The organism is Paenarthrobacter sp. RAF54_2 (assembly GCF_052113945.1).
Taxonomy (GTDB): Bacteria; Actinomycetota; Actinomycetes; order Actinomycetales; family Micrococcaceae; genus Arthrobacter.
Genome location: NZ_JBFRDV010000004.1, coordinates 54995 through 80747, shown reverse-complemented (window position 1 = coordinate 80747; position 25753 = coordinate 54995). Strand labels below are relative to the sequence as shown.

Below are 25753 nucleotides of genomic sequence, written 5' to 3'. Positions count from 1 at the left end.
GTGGCGGTGCCTCCGGTTCGTCGCAGGAGGCGTGCATCGTTGGTGGCAGTGGCGGCGGCGTTCCTGGCTCCCGCTTTGATCAGCCTGATAGTGCTTCGTCTTGCACCCGCGGCTGTGGCCCTGTGGGAGAGCCTGTTCCGTGAAAGCTTCCTGCGTGGTGGAACAGTGTTTGTGGGCTTTGAAAACTACGGGGACCTCTTTGGCAATGCAGACTTCAACAACGCCCTGCTGGTGACGCTGGTCTTTTCGGCAATCGTGAACCCTCTCCAGATTGCTGTGTCGTTCCTGCTTGCTGTTCTCTATACCCGGAAGGCTGCCGGCGCAAAGGTTTGGCGCTCCCTTGTGGTCCTTCCGATAGCAGTCCCGCCTGCAGTTTCGGCGGTGGTGTGGAGCGTCATCTACCGGCCCGACGGCCTGGGTAATTCATTCCTTGACCTTCTGGGACTTCCGGCGCAGCCGTTCCTGACCTCGCCGCAGCAGTCGCTCGCTTCCATTATGGTGCTCCTGAGCTGGATCGGCGTCGGCTATTGGATGCTGTTCCTGATCGCCGGTATCAACGATGTTCCCAACGAGCTCTATGAGGCCGCATCCATCGATGGAGCCTCGGCCTGGCGAAAGCTCTGGTCCGTCACGTTCCCCTTGGTCCGTCGACCTCTTGCCTTCGTCCTGGTTGCCGACACCGTTTCCAATTTCCTGATCTTCGCGCCCGTCCAAATACTCACCAAAGGCGGTCCGTCAGGTTCAAGCAACCTGCTCATGTATGACATCTACACCCGGGCTTACACCCTCGGGGACCTAAGTAAAGCCCAAGCGGAAGTGATCATTCTCGTGATACTGACCCTCGCCGTCGTCGCCTTGCAATTCCGGCTGCTTCGAAGCTCTGATGCGGCATGAGTACGGTCGCCGCGGCCAAAGCATCAGGGCGCCGGAGCCTTGGCTACATCGCGCTGAGCGTCCTGGGCGCCTGTGTTGGACTGTTGTTCCTGATCCCGCTCTGGTGGACGTTCGTTAATTCGCTGCGACCCGGTGGCGATACCTTCCGGTACCTGAACCCGTTGCAATGGGAAACGTTCTTCACCATGACTCCGAGCCTGGACAACTATGCCGAGCTGCTGCGGAGCAACCTGGGGCTGGCCATGCTGAACTCCATATTCGTCAGCGCGGCCACCGTCGTGATCGGGCTCGTGATTTGTTCCATGGCAGCTTTCGCCCTGGCCGCCATCCCGTTTCGTGGAAGCGGCGCCGTCTTCGTGGTAGTGGTGGTGAGCTTCCTGATCCCGTTCGACGCCATCGCCATCCCCTTGGCGGACCTCTTCCGTGACTGGAACCTGCAGAATACATATGCCGGGCTGATCCTTCCCGGTTTGGGAAACGGCATGGCTATATTCCTTCTACGCACGTTCTTCCTGGCCATTCCCAAGGACCTGGTGGAAGCAGGCCGCTTGGACGGTTTGGGCTGGTGGGGCATCTTCCGGCGGATCTATCTGCCGCTGTCCGTTCCGTCCCTCATTGGCGCTGGACTGACGCTCTTCCTGTTCCAATGGCAGTCCTACGTTTGGCCGTTGCTCAATGGCACGGACGAGCAGCACATCCTGGGTCCTATCGCACTGTCCAATCTCCAAGGTCAGTTCAACGTGGACTACGGCGTGATGTTCGCTGGGTCGATAGTCCTTACGGTGATTCCGCTCGCCATCATCATTGGGTTCCAGCGCTACTTCATCCAGTCCGTGACCACCACCGGTCTCAAGTAACTCCCCATCAATCACCTCGGCACGGCACACCCCTGTCCGAAGCAAACTACAGAAGGAACAACCATGGGTGCTCAGCACCGCATCATCCTTGACACCGACATTGGATCCGACGTCGACGACGCACTGGCTTTGGCCCTGATCTTTGGCTCACCCGAGGCTGAACTCCTTGGCGTCACCACGGTGTACGGGGACACTCTGCTGCGGGCGCGCCTCGCAAAGCGGTTCGGCAAACTGTCGGGCCGTGACATGGCCGTGTATCAGGGAATTGCCAGCCCGAAGTCAGGCCGTGAAGTGTGGTGGCCCGGCCACGAGGGTTCCTTGCATGACGGACTCCCGCAGGAAACCATCGAGTCCGAGGACGCCGTGGCGTATTTGGTGCGGGAAGTCGCCAACAATCCGGGACAGATCGACCTCATAGCGATTGGACCCCTGACGAACATCGCAGCGGCCCTTGAAACTGATCCAACGTTCGAGCGCAATGTTCGGCATTTGTGGATCATGGGCGGAGCGTTCGGCACGGGCCAAACCGAGCACAATTTCCGCAGTGATGACCAAGCAGCGCGGACCGTTTTCGCTTCCGCCCTCAACATCACCGTCACCGGCCTTGAAGTAACGCGCCAAGTGGAGATGCGCCGGGACCAGCTCGAACTGATCGCTGCGGCCGGCCCGCTAGGGGAAGCGCTCGACGCCGATATCCGGCAATGGTGGGCGTTCTGGAACGAGGAATGGAATGTTCCCCACGACCCCATCACGGTCCTGACGCTGCTTCGCCCCGAGCTTTTCGAAGTGTCCGGACCCGGTACGGTCTCGATCACGTGCGACGGCGACTCGGCGGGCTTGAGCACGTTCACCCCGGATTCCGAGGGCCGGGTTCGCCGCGTCACCACCATCGACGCCGAAGCAGTCGCGAACGAAATCAGCACCAGGATCGTCAAGGCGGGCAGGCTGCTGCTCGAAATCGAAACTCCCTGAGCCTGACCATGCCGTCGCTGCTGGGCGAAGCGCGTGCTTCGTTCAGCAGTTACGGGGATCGGCCGGTAGGCGAGGGTAGAGTGCTGTCATCACGATCAGCCCGCTCGCCTCACGGCTCGGGCTGATTTTCTTCAGAAGGCCGCAACGTGTGGTTTTTCTATTCGATGGAGAGTAATCTCTCGCCCGATGCCCCTTTTCGCTGGCATCGGCCAGGCGGTCTCGGGGAACGGCCGCTGTTAGGGACTTGTCCCGTGAGCGCAGGCACTTGGTCTCCTTCCACAACCCATGGATGGTGCCGCGGAATACACTCGCTCCGCTCGAAATTGAGGAACCCCATGAAAATCAAAAACGCGCTCAGGCTTGCGCCGGTTGCAGTTCTGGTCGCTGCCATGCTTTACCCCACGGTGCCGGCGGCAGCCGCCTTGCAGTTACCCATATCCCTTCCAGCAGGGGAGGGTTGTTCGTTTGCGCTGCTGCTTGAAGGATCTGGCGGCATCATCCACACAAGAGAATTCAAGGACGAAGATGGCAACGTGGTGCGTCTCCTCGAAGCCGGCAAGGGCGTCCTCCTGACTTACACCAACCTGGATACCGGGAAGTCTGTCACGATCCGGACTGACGGTTCGGTAGCCAGCACGCGGCTCAATGCCGATGGGACGCTCACGGTCACGGCAACTGGCCACAACGGGCTGATTTTGTTTCCGACGGACATTCCTGCGGGGCCTACGACTACGCATTACATCGGAAAATTGGTCTACGACATCGATCCTGTTACAGGCGTTTTCACTCTTGTGAGTAGTTCAGGCCAACAGCGGGACATCTGCGGAGAACTGGCGTAGCGGCGGAATGGCTGGCCCGGTTTCCGGGCCAGCTGCGGCGCACGCGGGCCTCTAAGCGCCAACAGCCTCCCGCACACTTTCGCCAATCTCCCTGCCGATCTGTTGAAGCAACTCCGCTGAAAGCAAAGGGTCTTTCGAGGAGTCCAGCGATGTGTAGTCAGTCAGCGCATACACCCGGGACAGAGACATCTCGGCCCAGCGCTCTTGGGGTAGCAGCGAGCGGCCGGCGATGGCGATGATGGGCCGGGTGCCGGAACGGCGGGCGACGGCGGCTGGCAGCTTCCCGGCGAGGGTCTGCTCGTCGATGCTGCCCTCGCCGGTGATCACAAGATCGCAGTTCTCCTTGCGGCCATCGAAGTCCAAGAGGTCCAGGAAGTAGTCGGCGCCTGACACTTGCTTCGCACCCAAAGCCAAGCAGGCGAAGCCGATCCCGCCGGCGCTGCCTGCGCCTGGCGATTCAGCTAGCCCGGCGTCAGCAAACCCGGACCCGGCGAGCACCGAGACGAAGTGCGTCAGACCGGCGTCGAGCGTTGAAACATCGGCGGGGGAGCAGCCCTTCTGGGGCCCGAAAACCGCGGGTGCACCGTCGGTACCGCACAGCGGGTTGTGGACGTCGCTCGCGAGGATGAGTTCCACATTCGCCAGCTCCGGCACCAACGAGCCGGACACCGAATGCACCAGCGAGAGCGAGCGCCCGTTACCTGGCAGCGCGAGACCGGACACATCCAGGAACCGGAGGCCCAACGCGGCGAGCATCCCCATTCCACCATCGGTGCTGGAACTGCCGCCGAGCGCCAGCACCAAACGCACCGGCCGGAGGCCCAAAGCAAACAGCACAGCTTCGCCGAAACCGCGGCTTGAGGACTCCATCGGCGCCAAGTCACCTTGAGGCAGGACGGCCAATCCGCACGTGTTCGCGACCTCCACAACTGCCGTGGCGCCGTCGAACGCTATGTCTGCTTGGACGGGATGGCCCGTGGGACCGGTGACGGTGCAGTTGTAGCGGCCGAAGCCGGAGGCGACGGCGGCATCGACGCTGCCGTCACCTCCGTCCGCGAGTGGAAGGAGTTCGCAGCCAAGCGCCCCGACCGGACTGGCGGCACGGAGTCCGGCAGCCAGGGCTTCCGCAACCTCGCTGGCGGTGAGACTGCCTTTGAACTTGTCGGGGGCGATGAGCACCGTCTTCGGGGCGATGGAGTTGTTCATGTCAGAGGGATTTCGAGTAGGCGGGGCGACGGTCGGCGGAGGCAGCGGGTCCAGAAGGCACGACGGCGGCTGAGTGCTTGCCTGCCTCGGCCGGCTCTGTCTCCTCCTCCTCCACAGGGATCGCCGGAGTGTCATCCACGGGCATCGGTTCCACGGTCTCGCCGGCAAAGACGCGGCGGACTCGGTCGGTGTCCAGTGTGCGGTCCCAGCGGGCGATGACCAGAGTGGCCACGGCGTTGCCGGTGAAGTTCACGAGGGCGCGGCACTCTGACATGAACTTGTCGATGCCGAAGATCAGCATGATTCCGGCCGCGGGGATGGTGCCGAGCGTAGTGAGCGTGGCAGTGAGGGCAATGAAACCGCCACCGGCAACGCCTGCTGCACCCTTTGACGTCAGGAGCATCACCGCGAGGAGGCCGAGCTGCTGGCCAATGGTCAGCTCCGTGTTGGTTGCCTGTGCGATGTACAGGGCAGCGAGCGAAAGGTAGATGGCGGCGCCGTCCAGGTTGAAGCTGTAACCGGTAGGCACCACCAGGCCTACGGTCTCCTTTTTCACGCCGGCATGTTCCAGCTTGCGCATCAGGCCAGGCAGCGCAGGCTCAGCCGTGGAGGTGCCCAGAATGAGCATGTACTCCTCTTTAAGGTGCCGGATCATGGTAAAGATGTTCAGCCGCAGCATGGCCATGATGGAGCCGAGCACCACAATCACGAACAGGATGGAGGTGCCGTAGAAGAGGGCAATCAATCCGCCCATGCTGGTCAGCGACGAAACACCGTACTTGCCAACAGCGAAGGCCATGGCACCGAAAGCACCCAGCGGAGCGGCCTTCATGATGAAGCCCAGGATCTTGAACATCACGCCGGTCAGCCGCTGGACGCCGTCCAGCACCGGTGCGCCAACTTTGCCTATCGCGTTCAGGGCGATGCCGAACACCACAGCAATGAAGATGATCTGCAGGATGTCGCCCTCAACGAACGGGCCCGCGATGCTGTTGGGAATGATGTGGGTTATGAACTGCCACCACTCCTGGTGCTGCCCGGCGTCGATCAACTTCGCAGCGGACTCGGAGGTCTTGATTGTGCTGGCATCAGCGTTGACCCCGTCCCCAAGCCTGAAGACATTGATGGCCACCAAGCCGAACACCATGGCGCAGATGGTGCCGATCTGGAAGTAGGTGAGGGCCTTCAGGCCAGTCATTCCCACCTTCTTGAGATCGGCCACGCTGGCGATACCACCCACGATGGTTAGGAACACGATGGGGCCGATGAGCATCTTCATTGCGTTCACGAACGTGGTGCCGATGGGTTCCATGGCGATGCCCGCGGTCGGAGCGAGCCAGCCGAGGAGGATGCCGACCACAATCGCGGTGAGCACCCAGAAGTACAACTGCCGATACCAGCGGGTCTTGCCTGGCATGTTCTTATCTGCTGGCGATGCGCCGGCGGTGATGTGTTCCATGATTCCTACCTCGTTGTGGAATGTCTCTGGAGAAGCTGAAGGGGAGGTTCGACGGCGGCCGGCTGACCGCCGTCGAACGTTTAGTCTGTTGGGTTAGACTGCCGCGAGAGTGTGGGTGAGGGCAGAGATGATGGCCTCGGTGACGTCGTCCGTGGTGGCCTCGCCGCCAACGTCCCGGGTCAGGTGGCCGGAACCGGTTGCCTGCTCGATCGCTGCTTCGACGCGGCGGGCCTCCTCGTGGAGGCCGAAGTGATCCAGCATGAGTGCCGCGCTGGCGATCGCACCAATCGGGTTGCTGATGCCCTGGCCAGCGATATCCGGTGCAGAACCGTGAACCGGCTCGAACATGGACGGGAACCGGCGCTCCGGGTTCAGGTTTGCGCTCGCGGCAAGCCCCAAGCTGCCGGCGAGGGCGGAGCCGAGGTCCGAGAGGATGTCGGCGTTCAGGTTGGAGGCAACCACGACGGACAGGTCCTCGGGCTTGAGAATGAATTTGGCGCTCATGGCGTCAACCAGCACGCTTTCGGTCTGCACGTCAGGGTAATCCAAGGCGACGCGCTGGAAGGTTTCGTCCCAGAGGACCATGCCGTACTGCTGGGCGTTGGACTTGGTGACGGAGGAAACMTTCTTGACCGTGCGGGTCCGGGCGAGGTCGAACGCGAAACGCATGATGCGCTCGCAGCCCTTTTCCGTGAAGAGCGCGGTCTGCAAAGCGACTTCGTTGCCGGGACCGCGGCCGCTCAGGTTGCGGCCGCCAAGACCGGCGTATTCGCCTTCGCTGTTTTCGCGTACAACGATCCAGTCGAGTTCGGTGTTGTCGGCTTTGCGAAGCGGGGACTCGATGCCGGGGAGGAACTTGACTGGGCGGATGTTGGCCCACTGGTCGAAGTTCTGCGTGATGTTCAGGCGCAGGCCCCAGAGGCTGATGTGGTCCGGGACGTTCTCCCAGCCGACGGCTCCAAAGTAGATGGCGTCGAAGTCCTTGAGGGCTTCCAGGCCTTTGGGGTCCATCATCTGGCCGGTTTTCTCGTAGTAGCCGCAGCCCCAAGGAAATTCGGTCCATTCGAAGGCGAACTTGCCATTGGAGTTCGCGGCGAGTGCGTCCAGGACTCGGCGTCCGGCGGAGACAACTTCCTTGCCCACGCCGTCTGCGGGAATGGATGCGATGGTGAATTTCTGGGTGGCGCTCATGCCGACCTCCTCGTTGAGTTGTTAGCAGTGAGCCTGTTAGCAGGGTCACACTGTTCTTCCTCTTCAAGTAGACGGTTCAGCGCCTATTGGCGTCCAAGACTTAGTTTCGATACGGCTGATAGGTAGGGCCTATCAGTTGCTTTGGCCACCGTGGCTGCGGGCAACGTCCAAGAATGCCCTGGCGGCAGGTGTGAGATTTTCCTTCCGGCTCAGCACAGCGACATCCAGATAATTGACTGGCTCGATCAACAGCGTCCTCAGCCCCGCTTTGTGTGCGGTGGGTGCCCATGACGACGGCATCACAGCGTGACCGACACCTGCCAGAACCAACGGAAGGATGGACGTCCGGTGGGCGACTTCCACCACGATCTCCACTTCCACGCCGTGCGCCAAAGCGTCGTCCACCATCCAGCGCATGAGTGACCCGCGCTGGCTGACGATGAGTCGATGATTGCCTAGGTCCTCGCGTTGGATGGCTGTGTCCTTCGGCGCGAACGTGTCCGCTTGTGGGTTGACGATCAGAATCAAAGGTTGGCGCTCAAGCTCCAGTACTTCGACACCAGGCACCTTGATTTTGGTAGGCGAGCCCGCCAAACCGATCTCGCTGCTGCCGCTGCGGACGGACTCGATCACCTCTTCCGGCGTGAAGGCAGCGCCCACGTTGAGTCGGACCCACGGATGGAGCTTGGTGAAAGCGGCGATCATGGAGGTCAAAGGTTCGATGCCGGGAGAGGGCATCGTGATGATGTCCAGCCGACCGCTGCGCATTCCCCTCAAGGACTGGACGGCAGACTGGGCGGCGTCCAGATCCCGCATCACCAGGCGGGCCGGGCCGACGAGTTCCTTGCCAGCTTCGCTCAGGACTGCGCGCCTGCCAATCCGATGGAACAGGGGAACGCCGAGCTCTTTCTCAAGGCTCGCAATGGTTTGGGACAGTGACGGTTGGGCGATCAGAAGATGCTCGGCCGCGCGGTTGAAACCGTCGTGATCCACGACGGCGAGGAAGTACTTGAGCTTTCGCGTGTCCACGGTGTGGGGTCCTTTGGGTATAGGGAGGTTTCAGAGGCATCGATAGTTTATGCCTATCAATTCCCTTGTCAGCCGGAGATTCAGGCAACCAGCCGCAAGGGTCGCTGCCCCAGTTGAACGATGATTTCCTGCCCCCACGAGGCGGTCAGCCGATCATCCTCCATGCCATCGCCGAACACCACCAGCTGGTCCGAGGCCACTGTGATCCGAAGGACCTCGCCGGCTTCGAGCAGACCTTCAGTCAAGGAGGCTCCGGTGACGGGGGAGGGCCATGCCTCGCGAACGAACCAGGCCAGCCGGGGGTCTGTGGGTGCGGGCAGTGCCCGTCCGCCCCGTTCCAAGGCGATCGAGGCGCACCATCCGGTAGCGCCGGTGCCTGTGGAAACGATAAGGCCCGACGACGAGTGCCGCTCGGTTTGCCCGACCGCATTCGTGAAGCTCGGCGCAGTGATTGAGTACTTCGCTGATTGGTGCGAAGCGTGCCCGATGAAAACTTCATTCAGCGCAGAAAGCTGCTGGCCGTCGTCGAGCGTTGCTGTCACGGTGGTGAGGTTCTGGCAGTGAAGCCGTGCAATATCTCCCGAACCCAGCAACGTAGCTGCGGCCGACGGTGTGTGCCGGACAAGGATGCCGGGATTGGCGCCGGGCTCAGGATCGATTCCGATGACCGGTTGCCCTTTCAGGTACTTGGCTACGTTCGCCACCAGACCGTCCTGCCCCACCACGGCAATGATGTCCTCGCTTGTGAGCAGGAATCGGCTCAGGTCAGCTCGTTCCACTTCGGCCTGCCGCCATTCGGCAGGGACTGCTGCCCGGACCGTCGCGAGGGCGGCGGTGAGGCGATCGTGCCGGTCCTGAACATCCTGGATGGTCCGGCCGCGGGTGCGAAGGAAGAATTCGGCTTGGCCGCGGGTGGCGTGCCGGTCCAGGAGCTCCTGGAGTTCGGTCCGTCGGTGGACGAAAACGACGCGTGGGTTTGCCATGACCTGTCCCTACTTGGCTTCCGGCGTGACGATCGCGGTCGGTTCCTTGAACAGGCCGGCAAGCGCTCCACTCAGCAGGTCCGGAGTGATGGTCAGGTTCCCGATGTTTGGAAGGGATCCAGCTGCGTCCTTGAGTGCCAGGGCCAGCAGGGTAGCCTGCTCCATTCCGCGGTAAACCTCCATGGTGGCAGCTTCGCGGGCTGCGGCTGCTTCACCTACCAGTCGGATCTGGTTGGCTTCGGCGGCCGCGCCGATTCCCTTTCGTTCCGCGGATCCTTGGGCCTCGATGAGTCCGGCGGCCGCCTTCTCTTCGGCACTGCGACGTGCGTTGGCTCCTTCCTGTGCCACCAGGTTTTCACGCCGCACTGCGAGTTCGATCTGACTCGCCATCTCGTTCTCGGAAATCGTACGTTCACGCTCGACGGCGACTGCCCGCCTCTCGTACACGGCCCGGTCCGCTTCGGCCTGGAGCCGTTCACGCACTGGGGTCTGCAACGCGCGTTCGACGTCGGACTCGGGCCGCACCGCGAGGACCTGGACACCGAGGATTTCGATACCCGTGGACTGGAGCCTGGCGTCGGCCCGCAGGGCATCGGTAAGGACCATCCGTAGTTGGCTGACTCCGCGTTCGAGTGCTTCGGCGAGCGTGGTGGCGGCGATTTGGTCGATCGCGTGGCTCTGGCAGAGCTGGCCGATGATCGTGGACACCTGCTCCCGGCCCGTTGCCGGTGCGGATCCGGCTGTTTGCAGGCCGAAGTCGAGGCGCGTGGAAACGGCGACAGGATCGATGAAGCGGTAGGTCACATTGGCCTGCACGCTCACGTCTTGGTGGTCGCGGGTGATGGCGTGGAACAGCGTGGGCAGTTCCTGATCGTCAACGGGAACTTCGCTCAGTACGGAGTTCGCGGGCCGGAACCAGAATGCCTGCCCCACTCCTTGGTGCTYCACCGTGCCCTTCTGCAGGTGAACGACGTAGCCAGTGGGGCTCCCAAGGAAGTGGTTGATCCAGGGGTAGCGCTTGATGGTGGCCATGATGCTCTCCTTTTCGTTTCTTTATCGTCAATTTGACGATATTAAAACAGTACGGCTGGCCTGGGATTATTGTCAAGGTGACGATTAAGTCTCTACGATTGCTTCATGCCTGAATCCCATGCGGCGCCCGTGCGCTTTCCGGTGACCGTCGACGTCGTCGCCCTAACCGTTCGCGACGGYGGGCTGAACGTCCTGCTCATTACCCGCCTGATCGAGCCGTTTCAGGGCAAGCTCGCCCTGCCGGGCGGTTTCGTACTCGCCGGCGAAGAACTGCTCGAGGCGGCGAGCCGGGAGCTCGCGGAGGAGACCGGCGTCGAGCATCTCCCCGGACACCTGGAGCAATTGGGGAGTTACGGCCCGAAGGGGCGCGACCCCCGGGGCGACGTCCTCACCGTTGCCCACCTGTTGCTGGCGCCGGACTTTCCGGTTCTCGCGGCCGGCAGCGATGCGGAGCAGGCTGGCTGGTACCCGGTGAAACAGGTTCTGGACGGCAGCGTCCAGCTGGCGTTCGACCACGCGAGAATCCTCGACGACGCCTTGGAACGCGCCAAGTCCAAGCTTGAATACTCACCCTTGGCCGCAGCCTTCTGCGGCGAGGAATTCACTATCGCCCATCTCCGGGCCGTGTACGAAGCCGTGTGGGGAACCCGCCTGGACCCGCGCAACTTCCACCGAAAAGCTACAGGGACTCCTGGCTTCCTTGAGGACACTGGCCGCATGACAACGGGCGACGCCGGCCGCCCGGCCGCGCTGTTCCGTCTCGCCCCGGAAGCGCGCCAGACGCCGGGCCACCCCACCAAGGCCGTCCTGAACCCGCCCCTGATGCGCCCACGCGACTAATCGCCGGCCCGAGATTCAAAAGTAGCTGGCAGTAGTGGTTGCTCCCAGCGTTCAGAACAACCACTACTGCCAGCCAGTTGGGGTTTAAACGCGGACCGGTTCCTTCGCGGCGAGCACCCGGTTCAGCTTGGCGAACACGTCGTCGGGCGTTCCGTTGGCGTCAACCCCGAGGAAGTCGGCGAACTCCGGGAGCGAGCGGTACGCAGCCCGGAAAGCTTCCAGATCCGCTAGCTCTTCGTGGTCCGTGCCCCGCGCCATGACCCGTTCATGAGCACGGCGTGGGTCAACGTCCAAGTGGACTATGAGGTCCGGACCGGGGAGCTTTTCCATCAGCCAGGGGAGCAGCCGGCCCCGGCCCAAACCAGCAGCGCGGCGCAGTGCGAGTTGGCAGTACAGATGCCTGTCCATGACCACCAGACCGCTGAAGTTCCGGGCTCGTGCATGTGAAACAAGGACGTTGCCCAGGCGGATGCACGTCTCAATAAAATCGGCACCGCGTGTCGGTAACTTCCACCCGAACCGCTCCGAAAGGAGCGACATCCTTCGGCGTGCGGCGTGATTGCTGAGGAGCAGCGCGTTCCGCCCCTCAGCGCGAGCCGAATCCACCAAGGCGCGGGCCGCGGTCGTCTTTCCTGAACCGTCTATTCCTGTCAGAACAATGAGCATGGGGCCTCCCGTCGTCTCTATTCCAACGGAGGAAAGGCCGGTCTTGTCCCTGATCGAGGCATAGATCACGTCCCGGGCAAGCCCTGCTCACCCAAGAGGCCGCCACTTAAACCGGGGTTGCTCACGGTTCAGGAAGGCGCTGATGCCGATCTCCATGTCAGGACTGTCAGGCATCGCGGACCAGGCGGCAGCCCACTCCTGATCAATGTCAGGCTGTCCCGAGTCCGAAGCATCCGCAGCCTCCAGGTCCACCAGCCGCTTCATGGAATGCACCGAGAAACGCGAGCGGCTCCGCAGGGAACCAAGAAGCGCCTCGCACTGTTGCTCAAAGGATTCGGAAGGAACGACGTCGGCCACCAAACCCAGCGCTTGGGCTTGCGTTGCGCTAAATGTTTGCCCAGTAAGGAGGATGTATTTGGCGTTGGCGTGCCCCACCAAGCGGACCAGCCGTTCAATGCCCGGGCGGGGGTAGATGATGCCGATTTTGGCCGGGGTCAGTCCGAAGACGGCGAGCTCGCTGGCGATGATGAAGTCGCAGGCCGAGGCGATTTGCCACCCTCCGCCCATGCAGGCTCCGTCAACCAAGGCTACGGTCGGTTTGGAAAGCGATGCAATGGCGTGATCGGCCAGGCTGAGGTGGTCAACCACCGAACCGTCCGCCTGGGGATCCAACAGCACGGACGAGAGTTCGCTGATGGAAGCCCCTGCGCAGAAGGTGTCGCCCGCACCGCGCAGAGCCACCACAGCGATTTCGGGATCGGCTTCGAGCCGGGGCATCAGCTCCTGGATTTCCAGGCACATGGCCTTGGTGAGGGCATTGCGTTGCGCAGGGTTGCAGATTTCCACGGTCGCTATGCCACCAGCCACCGAAACCGCCATGCGGCCCACAAGGCCCACAACGCCCACAACGCCCTCATGCGAAACAGGGGAAACAGACGAAGCCTGGGAAACTGTGCTCATCGCAGGACTCCAATCTGTGCCGAAACCGACGCCGGCCCGCAGAGAACGCGACCCTCCCGCCCAAGCCGGGTGACGTCGTCGTGCGTCATTCCCAGTTCCATGAGTACTTCGGTGGTGTGTTCGCCGAGCAGCGGCGGGGGCGACACGATCTCGCTGGCCTCGCCGTCCAAGCTCAGTGGCCCGCGCAGGAGTGGAAGCTCAGAGCCATCCCGCCGCTGGGTGTGCTGGACAAGACCCAGAGCGGCAACCTGCTCGGAAGCCAGCGCCTGTACGTAGTCGTAGATGGGACCGCAGGGGATACCCGCCTGGCTGATCAAGGACACCCATTCGGCAGCTGGTTTGCCCGCCAAGGCAGCTTCGATGAGTTCGGTAAGCAGCTGCCTGTTGGCTGATCGGTCTGCACCAGTGATGAAGCGGGGATCCTCTACAGCCAAGGGAATGCCTAACAAGCCACAGAATTCCTTCCACTGTTTGTCGCTGCCCACTGCGATGTTGATGGGTTCGGTGGCGGTGGCGAACTTGCCGTAAGGGGCGATGACTGGGTGGTTGTTCCCTTGTGGCGTGGGCGCTTCGCCGAGGCTGAGCGCCTTCTGTCCTTGAAAAGCAGACAGGTTCAACGCGGTTTCCAAAAGTGAAGTGGACACCCTGCTGGCGTTCACACCATTGCGGGCCCCGAGCAGCGCTGCGAGGATCCCAAACGCGCACACCATTCCGGAGGTGATATCCACGATCGGTATCCCAACCCGGTATGTTTCGCCGGCACCGGACCCCGTGACCGACATCAGTCCGGACATTCCCTGGATGACCTGATCCAGTCCGGCGTCGTCCTTAAGAGGCCCAGTGTTGCCGAACCCGGTGACGGATCCGACGACGAGCCCGGGATTGAGTTCGTCCAATCGTGAAGAGGCGAACCCCATTTTCTCAAGGGTGCCGGGTTTGAAGTTCTCCACCAGGACGTCGGCCTCGGCGATCAGCGTGGAGAGGATGTCGCGTCCCTCGGCTGAGTAGAAATCGACGCATACAGAGGATTTGTTCCGGTTCACAGAATCGAAGTAGAGGCTGTGGCCATCTTGGAACGGCGGCCATTGGCGGGCGGTATCGCCCCCATTGATGCTTTCCACCTTAATGATCCGGGCACCCATATCGGCCAGGAGTGCGGTGCAGTAGGGTCCCGCGAGGGCTCGGCTGAGATCGACCACGGTGATTCCGCGGAGTGGTTTGAGCATGGTGGGCACCTTTCGTGCATAGGAGACTTGAGTGCATAGAAGAGTGTGAAAAGGAAGCTAGAGGCTCGACGGAACCACCAGCGCTCCGACCAGCAGCAGGGGTCCGACCACCACCATGGACAGCCCCCAACGGGTGAGGAGCCTGGTAATGCGGGGCCGCTCATCTGCATCGACCGTGGCCACGAAGGTGGCGCCGACGGTCGAGAACGGCGAGACGTCAACGATCGAGGAACACACACCCAGCGCAGCGATGACAGCCCACCCGGCGATGTCTCCGGAAGCCACGAGTGGCAGTGCCAGGGGAACCAATGCAGCCAGCATTCCGGTGGTGGAAGCGAACGCGGAGATGAGTCCGCCGATCCCGCAGATCACCAGCGCGGCCAGCAGGGGAGTCCCGACGGCGCCCGCTGCTTCGCCGAGCATCGCGACGGCTCCCATGGTCTGAAGGACTCCGACGAACGTGATGATCCCGCCCACCAGCAACACAGTGGACCAGTCGATCTTCGATACAGCCGATTTCCCGGACTGCGGATCGCAGAGGGTGAGGACTGAGGCGAACGCGAAGCAGAGAACGCCGATGTCCGGATTTGAGCCCAGGACCGACATGAGGATGACGGTGACAACCAGCCCGGCCATGCACAGCACCGTGATGATTTGATTGCGGTTGAGCTTTGAGGCCGACGCCGTTACTTCCGCCGCCGCCGCCGGGTCAAGGACCTGAACGGCGGCTTGCTTGCTGCGCGCAATGTTGCCTTCGCGCTCAAAGGGGTGCGACGGCGTCGGGCGGCTTGCGCTGAAGGATGGCAGCTGGGTGCCGAATCCGTCAGCGGTACGCGTGTTGAGCAGTTTGAACCCGCCGAACATGACATAAGCGGCGGCCAGCAGCAGGAGATTGGTTCCCAGGGCGACGCTGAAGAGGACCAGAGGATCAAGGTCGATTCCCGCTGCCCGGGCTGTGCCGTACGTGACAATGCCGTACAAGCTGGTGGGGGCGAAGCCACCTGCACTCAGGCCGGAGCCAATGGCGATCCCCATCAGCATGCGGTCGATGCCATAGCGCTTGGCGAGTGGCATGCCGATGGGGGCCATGACCAAGCCTGCCAAGGGGGAACCCATGGCTGAGATGCCGATGGTGAGCGCGAAAAATGCGATGGGGAGAAAGAAGGCGCGGTCACCTACTTTGGTGATGGCCATCTCGATGATGCGGTCGATGGTTCCGTTGGCCTGGGCGATCGAGAAGAAATACGTGACGCCTACGAGCAGGACGAGGATCCCGACGGGGAAACCCGCCACCACTTTGTCGATGGTCATCCCTGCCATCCAAACGCCAACGCCGGCAGCCGCTGCGAACATGAGCACGCCAATGTGCACTTTGCGCAGGGTTGCCAGGACGAAGACGCCCACAAAGATGGCGAGGGCAGTTATTTGTTGTTCCAAGAGCCGTTCTCCAATCAAACATCGTCGGTTCACTGGATGAACCAATGGTTCATTCTGGGAAATCGCCTGTACCGTAGGGCATAAGAAACTGAGCGGTCAAGGGGGAGTGCGAATGAGTACCCAGAGTGTGGTCACGGCAATACGGGTTCTTGAAGCCGTGTCGGACAACCAGCCGGCTGGCCTGTCTGAGCTAAGCCGTGAGGTGGACGTCCCGAAGGCTACGGTCCTTCGCATGCTGAGGACCCTGGCGGAATTGGGATGGGTGACACAGTCTGAAGCCCAGGCGGGAAAGTGGGTCCTGACCAACCATGCCTTTGCTGTGGCCAGCCGCGGCAGCAGCGGCTCGGTCATCCGCGACGCCGCCATGGGCCCTCTGAACGCATTGCAGTTGGACACCACGGAGACGGTCCACCTCGCAGTCCCGGACCTCGGATACATGCTCATCATCGAACGCCTGGACACGCCCCACGTCCTCAGGGCATTCCTTCCCCTGGGCTCCCGGCTGCCGATGCACGCGTCCTCCACCGGGATTGCCTACTTGTCCGCTGCTGAGGACGAAATCGTGGATGAATATCTAGCCACACCCCTTGAAGCCCTAACACCGCAAACCGTCGTTGACCCGGCGCAACTTAGGGCCATGATCGGGGAAACCCGCGCCCGCGGATACTCCATCAACGAACAGGGCCTCAGTACGGGAATCACCTCAATCGGGGTTCCTTTGCTGGGACCAGGCGGCGTGGCCGCAGGATCAATCTCCATCTCCGGGCCTTCAAGCAGGATCGTGCCTGCCAAGTATCAGGAGTACGGCGAGGCCGCTGCGGGTACTGCGCGGGAGATCAGCCAGGCACTCGGAGCCTTTTCGGCGAAGAGGTACTAAGTTTCCTGTCGAAATACTTCGCCGGGACAGAACGCGCGCCTATCATGATGCTGTGCACGTGCTTCGGAGGGCAGCGGTTCTGTTTGAACTGTTGTCATTTGGGGTAAGTACGGAATAAGGAGATCATTTCTCCGTTCGGTGCCCGTTGCTTTGGGGTGGAGCTCCAATTGGAGTCCCAGCGGACGCCTTCCTAACTGGACAAATTTGTTTGAAGGGATGCGTAGCTTAGATGAACACACTATTGGTGATTGCCGGCGTCATTGCGATCGTGCTGCTGCTTGTTGGCGGTTTTAACCAGGCCTTGAGTTTCCTGCTGTGGGTAGGAATTATCTTGCTGGTCTTGGCCCTTATTGGCTGGGTTCTTGGCCGGGGCCGGTCGCGCGTATGACAACTGATCCAACCGAAGTTGCCGGCTTCAGCCAGGTACACGATGGGATCACGACACCAGGTCATCCGATCCCCCGTGATCTTGGGGCACCCGCCTCCAACGATCAGGTACCTGTTGGCGACGCATCCGGGGAGGGTTCGGAAGATGCCGCCGATGCTGGAGGGAATGAATCAGCGAATCCGCCCGGGCCGGCAGAAGAAAAGGATGAGCGAACCGCAGATGATCGCGGTTTGACTACCGAAACCAATCCTTCGGATTGACACGGGTTTTGCGGTCGCGGGCAGGGTAGGAATCCCCGCCCCGACCGCGCCCTTGGCCACCCAGTAAGTAGTAATACCTGGGTTTCCCGTTTTATCGATTGGGGAAGAAATGCGAATCGGTTCAATTATTGGGCTGTTCGTAGTTGTGTGGCTCGTCATTGCAGCAATAGCGGCCGGTCAACGCGGCTATTACAACGCCCCACCCGCGCAGTGTTCGCAGTTTGCGACCATCGCCCTGAATATTGTGGCCGGGCCCCTTAATTACACGGGGATGGATCCACAAGCCGGCTGCCAGATTCCGCAGCCATCGTGAGTTCGAATGGCAGGCGCCTCGCGTCGATTCTCCTGGCTCTGGCGGTACTCGCCGGGGTGCTGACCGCATGCTCACAGCGGCCTTCCCCCGACGCGCTTAGGGGACCAGCGAAGGACGTGTTTTCCGCCGTCCAAGCCGCCACCCTGGCTGTGGACCTCAGGATCAAGGACAGCACGACGGCGGCTGCCGGGTCCACTGCGGCAGATGACATGTTGGGCGAGGTCCAGTCGGCTGCCGATGAAGTTGAAGGTTTCACAGCCCCCACTGAGGAGGAAAAGTCGCTTCGGGATGACATGCTGGCCTCCTTCGCCACGATTTCGCGAGCGTTGCTCCATGCCCGTGATGCGTTGACTGCCCCGAGCGGTGGCCCTGAACAGGGGCAATCGGGATCAGGCGCGCACGGCCTGCCAGAAGTCCTGGGTGAGTTGCGCAGTGCCACCGATCAGCTCAAAGCCCTCATGACCAAGGCCGGCATCCAGTGAAGCGGCTCCTCGGTGTTGCGCTGGGCATCCTGACGGCGATCGGGGGCTTTGTTGACATCGGGGATTTGGTGACCAATGCCGTAGTAGGTTCACGCTTTGGGCTTTCCCTGGCGTGGGTGGTGGTGGTCGGCGTCGTCGGAATCTGCCTCTTTGCCAACATGTCAGGACGGGTGGCAGCCGTCTCAGGCAGGGCAACCTTCGAGGTCATTCGTGAGCGCATGGGGCCGCGTGCCGGGCTGGCCAACCTTGCCGCTTCCTTCCTGATCAACCTGATGACGGTCACCGCCGAAATCGGCGGCATCGCATTGTCCCTGCAGTTGGCCAGCGGCGTGGCTTACCTGCTTTGGGTCCCCGTTGCGTTGCTGGCCGTGTGGCTGGTGATTTGGCGCGTGAAGTTCAAGATCATGGAAAACGTCACCGGGCTCCTGGGACTCTCCTTGGTCGTCTTTGCTGTGGCGCTTTTCCTGCTCAAGCCCGATTGGGGTGTCCTGGCCAGCCAGGCGTTCGCACCTTCGGTCCCGCAGGAGGAGGGCTCAGGGGTCTATTGGTACTTCGCCATCGCACTGTTCGGGGCTGCCATGACACCTTATGAGGTCTTCTTCTTCTCCTCGGGCGCTGTGGAGGAAAGGTGGAAGGTCAAGGATCTGCTCCAGGCCCGGATGAATGTCCTGCTTGGTTTCCCACTGGGCGGGTTCCTTTCCGTGGCAATCGCCGCTTGCGCCGCCGTCGTCCTCCTGCCTGCAGGGATCAGCGTCACTACGCTTTCGCAAGTGGCGTTGCCCGTCGCGCAGGGGGGAGGCCAGTTGGCACTGGCTGTGCTGATTTTGGGCGTTGTGGCCGCTACATTCGGGGCGGCTCTGGAAACGACGCTTTCAAGCGGCTACACGTTGGCGCAGTTCTTTGGGTGGTCGTGGGGAAAGTTCCGGCGCCCGGCTCAGGCAGCCAGGTTCCATATCTCCATGATCGTGGTCCTTCTGGCAGGTGCCGCAGTCCTCGCCACTGGTGTAGATCCCATCCTGGTGACGGAGTATTCGGTGGTGTTCTCCGCGATCGCCCTTCCGCTCACCTATCTACCGATCCTGATTGTCGCGAACGATCCCCAATATATGGGCGAGCACGTTAACAACAGGGCAGTGAATATTGCCGGAATGGTGTATTTGGTGATCATCCTGGCTGCATCCTTGGCGGCCATTCCGCTCATGATTGTTACAGGAGCAGGCGCATGAGTGCCGCCAAGCGCAAGAGGATCCAACCGAGGGAAATCAGGCCTGCGCCGCGACCGGCCGGGTTGGTCCTTGACGCCCAGCTCCACCTGCTGGACCGGCAGGTGTTGGACTTCGACGGCGTACCTGTCACCACTGTGGACGACCTTGAGTTGAGCGGTCCCGCGGCGGACGAGCCCATCCCGGAAGGCGCAGAACCGCCCACTATTACTGCACTGCTAACAGGCGCAATACTGGGCACGCGTATTTTCGGCGGCAGGCCGCCGTCGAACAGGTTGATTCGTATTCCATGGGATGCGGTTTCCGGTGTGGACACTGTTATTACGGTTGGAGTGCGTTCTGACTCGCTCGAAGCATCATGGGTGGAGCGGTGGCTTCGGGACCATGTCATCGGCCGGATTCCGGGAGGTAGACATGATCCTGAATGACGTCTTGGGAACGAGGGTGGTGGACAGCAACGGTGAGCTGCTGGGGCAAATCTCGGACGCCCGCTTCGCACTGGACGCGACGCCAACCCAGCTACTGAGCCGAGCCCGTTTGGTGGGCATCATCGTCAGTCCCCGCACTGCCACATCATTCCTTGGATTTGAGCGGCAAGGGATGACGCAGCCCTGGCCGGTGGCGCAGTTCATGCGTTGGTGGCACAGGGGATCGTTCCTGGTGTTGTGGGAGGACATAGCGATGATGGGTACACAGGAGGTGGTGTTGCGTCCGGACTTCGTGGCTTACGAATCCGGGCTGCCACGATAGCGCCTCAAGCACCAAATTGCTAAGTTTGCTGACTAATTTCTTCAAAGCATGGACACGTCGCCAACCGTCCTTATAGGTTCGAAGTGTTCCATTAACACGTTCCACCGCATGGAAAGGACAGGTCACATGGACAAGCAGAACGCCACGCCTGAAGAGGAAGCGGGAGGCTACGGCACCCCTACAGCAGAGCAGGAAGCGGGCGGATCGCAAGCGCAGCCTCGCGTGGAAGAGGATCTCAGCGAAGCCGGCCTGAGCGAGGACAGCCCCGATGGCGAAACATACGTAACCGGTGCCCCAAATCTCAGCCACCTGGATCCTGAGGACTCAGACAGCGCCGGTGAACCGGGGGCAGGCCGCTTTGGCGGCATCGACGAACAGTCCCAGGCCGAGCAGAATCTGGACCAGCCTGCTGACTCACTGGCCGATGGCAGTGGCAATGATCTGCCACGGGACCAGTCACCCAAGGACGACGACGAAGAGGATTTCGACGCAGGTTAGGCCGTAACCCCGGCGCGCCCCATAAGACAGGCGCGCCAACGGTTATGCAGCCAGCCGGCTGGCGCGCCGCCGGCATTACCCAACTCAAAAGAGTCCGTACAAGAAGAGAACATTGAAGGAGCGACAACCCATGGCTACCGTCAATAAATCAATTGAAGTAGATGTACCCGTGTCCGTTGCCTACAACCAGTGGACGCAGTTCGAGACTTTTCCCGAGTTCATGAACGGGGTGGAGTCCGTGCAGCAGATCGATGATACGGCGCTCCACTTTGCAACGAACGTGGGTGGCGTGAAGCGCGAATACAACGCCCAAATCATTGAGCAGGTGCCTGATTCCCTGGTCAGCTGGGCGAGCGTGGACGGCCCGCGCAATGCGGGAACGGTGACCTTTGAACCGTTGGATGCCGGGCATACCCGCGTCAACGTGGAGATCGACTGGGAGCCGGACACCCTCGCCGAAAAGGCCGGCTCGGCAGTGGGAGTGGACAGTTTGCGCGTGGGCGCAGATCTGGACAAGTTTAAGAAGTTCATCGAGGCCCCAGGGCACGAAACCGGAGCCTGGCGCGGCACAGTAACCGGTGGCGATGTGGACGAAGGCGGAGGAGCATTGGCTTAAAAGGATTTCGGTAAGCCTCTTACCGGTGGAGGTCGGCCAGCGAACGGGCCGGCCTCCACGGATGCCGCGAAGAATGAACTCCAGTGAGGAGAACTGATGGCAACGTCCAGCAACGTTGAGGCAGAGCGGAAGTTCGACGTCGATCCTTCCACGCCGCTACCCAGGCTTGAAAAGATCGACGGCGTGGCCCGGGTGGGAGAGCCAGCCACCCATAGCCTGGAAGCGGTCTACTTTGACACCAGCAATCTCGCGCTCGCGGCCCGCGGAATCACGTTGCGGCGGCGCACAGGAGGTCCTGACGCCGGCTGGCACCTCAAGCTGCCCCACAGCCCAGGACGTCGCACCGAGATCCACGCGCCTTTGGGCCAGACAGACACCGTGCCGGTGGAATTGATGGACCGGGTCCTTGCTCATACGCGCGGACACGCGGTCATTGCAGTTGCCACCCTCAACACCGAGCGCACCAGCTACCCCCTCTACCAGGACGACGGCGGTCGGGTGGCGGAGTTCGTGGATGACCACGTGCGGGCACATATTTCACTGGGTGATTCCGTTTCGCTCGAACATCCCGCTGAACAACAGTGGCGCGAATGGGAAGTGGAACTCAACGGTAGCGGGCACGCGAACAACGGCAATGACATTCTGGACGCGGTCGCAGCCCAGCTCACACAGGCCGGCGCGAGCCCAAGCGAACGCACCTCCAAACTGGCAACAGCTTTGGGAGATTCCTGGCCGCGTGCCAAGGGGGCCGGCCGCGAGGTCCCCAGCCGAAAGGGTCCGGCCGTTGTGCCTGTGCTGAACTACCTCGACGCCCAGGTGGCCAAGTTGCTCCTGAAGGACGCGCATGTGCGAATGAACCGTGACGATTCCGTCCATGAGATGCGCTCGTTGACCCGGCGGATCCGCTCGGTACTCCATAGTTACCGAAAGCTTTTCAAGGGTTCCCCGGTTCAGGAACTTGAGCTTGAGCTGAAATCGTTGGCCAAGACGCTTGGACGCTACCGGGACGTGGAGGTCCTCCATGAGCGGCTCCGAAAGGATGCGGAGGAGCTGCCAATGAAGCTGGTTTTGGGCCCGCTTCACGCCGAGCTGGATGAGCGCATGAAAGTTCGGGCGGATACAGCGATGGCAGCCATCAGGACCCGGCTCAACAGCCCCCGCTATTTCAGGCTTCTGGATGGGCTCGAAGCCTTCCTGGACTCTCCTGCCATTGCGCCGAAAGGAACCGGGCCCGCACGCAAGACCACAGCGAAACTCGTCAACAAAACGGCCAAACGCCTCACCAAACGACACGACGCAGCGGTGGGTGCCGCCGTCGGGCCTTCACGTGACACGGCGTTCCACAATGTCCGCAAGACTGCCAAAAAGCTGCGCTTCGCCGCGGCCACCGCTGAAAGTGTCCACGGGAAGCGCGCCGCGAAGCTCGCTGACGCTGCCCATGATGTCCAGACCATTTTGGGTGAACATCAGGACAGCGCCATGGCCCGTGCCGAGCTTTTGAAGCTGGGGTCTGCCACCGGTGCCGGTAACAGCGCCTTCACATACGGCCTGCTCCACGCCGCAGAACGCGCAAAGGCCGACGCCGCGCAGCAGCAGTATCTGCGCAGCGGCAAGAAAGCCCGGAAGCTCCGCCTCAAAAAGTAGAGGTGCTACTTCTTGAGGAAGGTCAGAAGGGCTTCGTTGACCTCGGTGCCGTGCGTCCACAACAGACCGTGGGGTGCGCCCTCGATCTCCTGATACTCGGCGCTGGGCAGTGCGTTCTTGAAGCGCCGCCCCGTGACGTCGATGGGGAGGATGTTGTCCGCGGTGCCGTGAACGATCAAAGCGGGAACATCGATCTTGGGGATGTCCGCCCGGAAGTCCGTCAGCCATGTGGGCTGCGCGGCTGCGGAAGCAAAGGCACCCGACTGGCTGGCAAGGTTCCAGCTGGCGTCCAGGGATTCCTGGCTGAGGCGCTCTGTCCCCAGGAAGGTTTCGGTGTTGTAGAAGTTCTTGAAGAACTCGGTAAAGAAGGCGTAGCGGTCGGCCTTGGCAGCCTCATACAACCCACTAAAGACGTCCTTCGGAAGGCCGTCCGGGTTGTCGTCGGTTTTCAGCATGAACGGCTCCAACGAACCGAGGAAGACGGCCTTCGCCACCCGGGCCGAACCGTAGGTGCTGATGTAGCGTGCAACCTCTCCCGTTCCCATGGAGAAGCCAACCAGCACGGCATCGTTCAGGTCCAGGGATTCCAGAAGGGTCTTCAGGTCTGCGGCGAAGGTGTCGTAGTCATAGCCCACCGTGGGTTTGCTGGACTTGCCGAAGCCTCGGCGATCGTAGGTAATGACGCGGTAGCCGGCGTCCAGGAGGGCAGCAGTTTGCTTCTCCCACGATGAACCGTCCAGCGGATACCCATGGATGAGGACCACTGGCTGGCCCGTCCCGTGGTCCTCATAATAAAGCTCAATCTCGGTGCTGTTTTCGTTTCCGACGGTGATGTAAGCCAAAACTGAAGTCCCTTCTTAGCGGTTCTGGGTGGAACAGGTCCAGCCTACTGTCCAGACGCACAGAGACACGCCCACAGCAGTGAGGGTGGTGTTCCCACCACCACCATCCACGGACACTGGTTGCCGGCGGCTGCGCGATGGATTCTGGGATCACCGCCGATGACGATCCTAGGAATACCCATGCCACTTGCCCTACGCTCCAGCACCCGGAGTTACGCCTCCATCGACGAACTCCTGGGCGATGGCCGCGGTCGGTTCTTCAGCCATGGCTACAAGACCACCAATCCAAGGCTCCGGGAACTCCGCGTGAACCATACGGTCTCCGAATCCACGCTCACGGCCTGTGCCGCTCTCGGCGTTGAAGGTACGTGGTCCATCAAGGGGAACTCCGAGCAAACACCGCACCTTGGCACCACGGATGTCCTTGTTTTGGCTGCCAGGATGGCAGAGGCCTTGCTGGCCAGCCGCTATTCACCTGAACTGTTGCCTGCTGCCTACCTGGCGTCGGTGACCATCTCGGGTGGCAGTGAACCTGTGGAAGGTACGCTGGGCGATCTCGAATGCCGGGCGACGCTGCAGGACCTGGGAAACGCTTCCGTCCTTCGCTGCTCTGTTGGGTCGATGACCGCGGTCTTGGAAGTGGCCCATGAGCACGCCGAACTTGGGCTCGCGTCAGTCCAATCGCCGTCCGAGGAAGCTTTGGTGGGTGACGCCTACACGCGTCTCTACGGTGGGCTGTGGGCAGAACGGCAGGTTTCGCTGCTGGATGTCGTCCTGGATCCGAGTGAAGGAGATGCCGGTGAAGGAACGGCCCGCGCCCGGCTCTCCTTCCGCCAGCAGCCCTCACTGAGCCGACGCCTGGATGACCGCCGCGGGCTGGAGGCCGCCTACCCACAGGCGCTGTCCGCCGTCGAGTACTTTGTTGGCTCGCTGCAGCTGGGACAGGTTCTCCTGTACCGGCTCGATTCCCTGAACCGTGCGGACAGCAACACCTTGTGGATGCGCAAAACCCGCATCACGCTCAGCGGCCCCTGCCCGAAGAATGGGGGCGGGCAGGGGACCGGCCTTGCAGTGCGGCTGCATAAGAGCCGGTTGATCGAAAAGGACGGCGGATGGTGGCGCTGCGCCGACGTCGTAGGAACGTTCGACGGCGGCGAGGTAGTTTGCAGCGTTGCGCACCAACTGCCGTCCAAGGCTGCGACAGTGCGTGCTTCCGTGGGGGAAAAGAAATGAGCACCGTATCTGCCGTGGTCCGGGGACTGGGTGGCGCACTCCCCAGGAAGGTAGTCACCAACGAACACCTTTCTGCCGTCATGGACACCTCCGACGAATGGATCAGGCGCAGGACGGGCATCGCCGAACGCCGCCACTCCGACAAAACGGAAAGCACCAGCGTCCTGGCCACCATGGCCGGGCGGCGTGCCTTGGCCAGTGCCGGCGTCGATTCGTCTGGGCTCTTGATTGTGGCGACCTCGACGCCGGACAAGGTCTGCCCGGCCACGGCACCCAAGGTCGCAGCAAACCTGGGGTTGAAGGGCATCGCTGCATTCGACATGTCCGCGGTTTGCTCCGGATTTGTCTATGCCTTGACTACCGCCACGTGGGCCATCCGTTCAGGATCCGTGGACTCGGCACTGGTCATCGGCGCGGACACCTTCACCCGCCTGCTCGATCCGACGGACCGGACCACCTCGGTGATCTTCGGTGACGGAGCGGGCGCGGCCTACCTGTCGGCCGGAACAGCAGACGAACCCGGGGCCATCAAGGCGTCAACGCTGCACTCCGATGGCAAGGGCGAAACACTCATCCACGTGCCGGAAGGTCCGGGTTCATTCTTTGAGATGCAGGGCAAAGAGGTTTTCACGCAGGCAGTAGCAGCGATGTCCGGTTCCGTGGAAACAGTGCTCGCCAGCGCTGGCTGGGCCGCCGATGACGTCGATTCCTTGATTGCACACCAGGCGAACCTTCGAATCCTGAACACCGTTGCGTCGGTGACCGGCATTCCGGAATCCAGGGCCGAGGTGCACCTGGACAGGGTGGGCAATACGTCAGCCGCATCCATTCCGCTGGCCATGACCGACGCCGGAACCAAAGGCCACAGGAGCCCCGGAGACAAGGTGGTCCTGACTGCCTTTGGCGGAGGAACCACCTGGGGAGCCATTGCCATGACATGGCCATCGATCTCGGTTGTCGACCCGCACTAGGGCCGGACACCGATTCCTGCAGGCCGGGGTGCCGTGCAGGACCACTGTGGCACCGGCTAACCCGG

At 61.8% G+C, this 25753-nt stretch carries 28 protein-coding genes; 17 read left to right on the top strand and 11 right to left on the bottom strand.

The features are described from left to right. The 4 genes from AB4Y87_RS04475 to AB4Y87_RS04460 all read left to right on the top strand — a co-directional run bounded on the left by AB4Y87_RS04475 (position 1) and on the right by AB4Y87_RS04460 (position 3562). Positions 1-894, top strand: coding sequence for a carbohydrate ABC transporter permease (locus AB4Y87_RS04475; RefSeq protein WP_442003233.1), 894 nt, complete (start codon positions 1-3; stop codon positions 892-894). Further along, a complete protein-coding gene (locus tag AB4Y87_RS04470; protein ID WP_442003232.1) occupies positions 891-1751 on the top strand; it encodes a carbohydrate ABC transporter permease in 861 nt (286 codons plus the stop codon). The genes AB4Y87_RS04475 and AB4Y87_RS04470 overlap by 4 nt, the downstream gene beginning before the upstream one ends. Positions 1752-1814: 63 nt before the next feature. Further along, on the top strand, positions 1815-2723 hold the full coding sequence (locus AB4Y87_RS04465; protein WP_442003231.1) for a nucleoside hydrolase: 909 nt from the start codon (positions 1815-1817) through the stop codon (positions 2721-2723). 335 nt (positions 2724-3058) lie between these two features. Continuing rightward, on the top strand, positions 3059-3562 hold the full coding sequence (locus AB4Y87_RS04460) for a hypothetical protein (protein WP_442003230.1): 504 nt from the start codon (positions 3059-3061) through the stop codon (positions 3560-3562). Between the two features lie 51 nt (positions 3563-3613). Here AB4Y87_RS04460 and AB4Y87_RS04455 read toward each other — a convergent pair whose 3' ends face one another. The 6 genes from AB4Y87_RS04455 to AB4Y87_RS04430 form a co-directional block, all read right to left on the bottom strand. Further along, positions 3614-4768 (bottom strand): glycerate kinase, encoded by a 1155-nt coding sequence (locus AB4Y87_RS04455; RefSeq protein ID WP_442003229.1) that lies wholly within the window; start codon positions 4766-4768, stop codon positions 3614-3616. A gap of 1 nt (position 4769) precedes the next feature. Further along, complete coding sequence (gene dctA / locus AB4Y87_RS04450; protein ID WP_442003228.1) at positions 4770-6227, bottom strand: C4-dicarboxylate transporter DctA; 1458 nt, start codon at positions 6225-6227, stop codon at positions 4770-4772. 93 nt (positions 6228-6320) lie between these two features. Further along, entirely contained in the window at positions 6321-7418 is a 1098-nt protein-coding gene (locus tag AB4Y87_RS04445; protein WP_442003227.1) for a tartrate dehydrogenase, read from the bottom strand. Positions 7419-7550: 132 nt separating this feature from the next. Next, positions 7551-8447, bottom strand: coding sequence for a LysR family transcriptional regulator (locus tag AB4Y87_RS04440; RefSeq protein ID WP_442003226.1), 897 nt, complete (start codon positions 8445-8447; stop codon positions 7551-7553). Between the two features lie 80 nt (positions 8448-8527). Beyond that, positions 8528-9430 carry a hypothetical protein gene (locus tag AB4Y87_RS04435; protein ID WP_442003225.1) on the bottom strand — a complete coding sequence of 301 codons (903 nt, stop codon included), beginning with the start codon at positions 9428-9430 and terminating at the stop codon, positions 8528-8530. Between the two features lie 9 nt (positions 9431-9439). After that, on the bottom strand, positions 9440-10462 hold the full coding sequence (locus AB4Y87_RS04430) for an SPFH domain-containing protein (protein WP_442003224.1): 1023 nt from the start codon (positions 10460-10462) through the stop codon (positions 9440-9442). Positions 10463-10567: 105 nt separating this feature from the next. On the opposite strand from AB4Y87_RS04430, the gene AB4Y87_RS04425 reads away from it, so the two are divergent. Next, entirely contained in the window at positions 10568-11302 is a 735-nt protein-coding gene (locus tag AB4Y87_RS04425; RefSeq protein WP_442003223.1) for an NUDIX hydrolase, read from the top strand. 84 nt (positions 11303-11386) lie between these two features. Here the strand turns inward: AB4Y87_RS04425 and AB4Y87_RS04420 are convergent, their stop codons facing one another. The 4 genes from AB4Y87_RS04420 to AB4Y87_RS04405 form a co-directional block, all read right to left on the bottom strand. Further along, a complete protein-coding gene (locus tag AB4Y87_RS04420) occupies positions 11387-11968 on the bottom strand; it encodes an AAA family ATPase (protein WP_442003222.1) in 582 nt (193 codons plus the stop codon). Between the two features lie 87 nt (positions 11969-12055). Further along, positions 12056-12928, bottom strand: coding sequence for an enoyl-CoA hydratase/isomerase family protein (locus AB4Y87_RS04415; RefSeq protein ID WP_442003221.1), 873 nt, complete (start codon positions 12926-12928; stop codon positions 12056-12058). Further along, positions 12925-14154: a CaiB/BaiF CoA transferase family protein gene (locus tag AB4Y87_RS04410; protein ID WP_442003220.1), complete on the bottom strand. Its 1230-nt coding sequence runs from the start codon at positions 14152-14154 to the stop codon at positions 12925-12927. Before AB4Y87_RS04410 ends, AB4Y87_RS04415 begins: the two co-directional genes overlap by 4 nt. Positions 14155-14211: 57 nt before the next feature. Next, complete coding sequence (locus AB4Y87_RS04405; RefSeq protein ID WP_442003219.1) at positions 14212-15591, bottom strand: SLC13 family permease; 1380 nt, start codon at positions 15589-15591, stop codon at positions 14212-14214. Between the two features lie 112 nt (positions 15592-15703). Between AB4Y87_RS04405 and AB4Y87_RS04400 the strand changes: the two genes are divergently transcribed. The 10 genes from AB4Y87_RS04400 (at position 15704) to AB4Y87_RS04355 (ending at position 22642) form a co-directional block, all read left to right on the top strand. Continuing rightward, positions 15704-16468 (top strand): IclR family transcriptional regulator, encoded by a 765-nt coding sequence (locus AB4Y87_RS04400; protein ID WP_442003218.1) that lies wholly within the window; start codon positions 15704-15706, stop codon positions 16466-16468. A gap of 229 nt (positions 16469-16697) precedes the next feature. After that, the gene (locus AB4Y87_RS04395) at positions 16698-16856 is read left to right on the top strand and encodes a hypothetical protein (RefSeq protein WP_216926527.1); all 159 of its coding nucleotides are present in this window, start codon (positions 16698-16700) and stop codon (positions 16854-16856) included. 369 nt (positions 16857-17225) lie between these two features. After that, positions 17226-17429 (top strand): hypothetical protein, encoded by a 204-nt coding sequence (locus AB4Y87_RS04390; protein ID WP_442003217.1) that lies wholly within the window; start codon positions 17226-17228, stop codon positions 17427-17429. Continuing rightward, complete coding sequence (locus AB4Y87_RS04385) at positions 17426-17911, top strand: hypothetical protein (RefSeq protein ID WP_442003216.1); 486 nt, start codon at positions 17426-17428, stop codon at positions 17909-17911. Before AB4Y87_RS04390 ends, AB4Y87_RS04385 begins: the two co-directional genes overlap by 4 nt. After that, positions 17908-19137: an Nramp family divalent metal transporter gene (locus AB4Y87_RS04380; RefSeq protein WP_442003215.1), complete on the top strand. Its 1230-nt coding sequence runs from the start codon at positions 17908-17910 to the stop codon at positions 19135-19137. Before AB4Y87_RS04385 ends, AB4Y87_RS04380 begins: the two co-directional genes overlap by 4 nt. Next, positions 19134-19562: a hypothetical protein gene (locus AB4Y87_RS04375; protein WP_442003214.1), complete on the top strand. Its 429-nt coding sequence runs from the start codon at positions 19134-19136 to the stop codon at positions 19560-19562. Before AB4Y87_RS04380 ends, AB4Y87_RS04375 begins: the two co-directional genes overlap by 4 nt. Then, positions 19549-19884, top strand: coding sequence for a PRC-barrel domain-containing protein (locus AB4Y87_RS04370; RefSeq protein WP_442003213.1), 336 nt, complete (start codon positions 19549-19551; stop codon positions 19882-19884). The genes AB4Y87_RS04375 and AB4Y87_RS04370 overlap by 14 nt, the downstream gene beginning before the upstream one ends. A gap of 126 nt (positions 19885-20010) precedes the next feature. Further along, positions 20011-20382: a hypothetical protein gene (locus AB4Y87_RS04365; protein WP_442003212.1), complete on the top strand. Its 372-nt coding sequence runs from the start codon at positions 20011-20013 to the stop codon at positions 20380-20382. Positions 20383-20512: 130 nt separating this feature from the next. Then, positions 20513-20998, top strand: coding sequence for an SRPBCC family protein (locus AB4Y87_RS04360; RefSeq protein WP_442003211.1), 486 nt, complete (start codon positions 20513-20515; stop codon positions 20996-20998). A gap of 96 nt (positions 20999-21094) precedes the next feature. Further along, complete coding sequence (locus AB4Y87_RS04355; RefSeq protein ID WP_442003210.1) at positions 21095-22642, top strand: CYTH and CHAD domain-containing protein; 1548 nt, start codon at positions 21095-21097, stop codon at positions 22640-22642. A gap of 5 nt (positions 22643-22647) precedes the next feature. On the opposite strand, the gene AB4Y87_RS04350 is transcribed toward AB4Y87_RS04355, so the two are convergent. After that, complete coding sequence (locus tag AB4Y87_RS04350) at positions 22648-23484, bottom strand: alpha/beta fold hydrolase (protein ID WP_442003209.1); 837 nt, start codon at positions 23482-23484, stop codon at positions 22648-22650. A 180-nt stretch (positions 23485-23664) separates the two neighbouring features. Between AB4Y87_RS04350 and AB4Y87_RS04345 the strand changes: the two genes are divergently transcribed. Both AB4Y87_RS04345 and AB4Y87_RS04340 read left to right on the top strand, forming a co-directional pair. Further along, the gene (locus AB4Y87_RS04345; RefSeq protein ID WP_442003208.1) at positions 23665-24717 is read left to right on the top strand and encodes an AvrD family protein; all 1053 of its coding nucleotides are present in this window, start codon (positions 23665-23667) and stop codon (positions 24715-24717) included. After that, on the top strand, positions 24714-25688 hold the full coding sequence (locus AB4Y87_RS04340; RefSeq protein ID WP_442003207.1) for a beta-ketoacyl-ACP synthase III: 975 nt from the start codon (positions 24714-24716) through the stop codon (positions 25686-25688). Before AB4Y87_RS04345 ends, AB4Y87_RS04340 begins: the two co-directional genes overlap by 4 nt. The last annotated feature ends 65 nt before the right edge of the window (positions 25689-25753 follow it).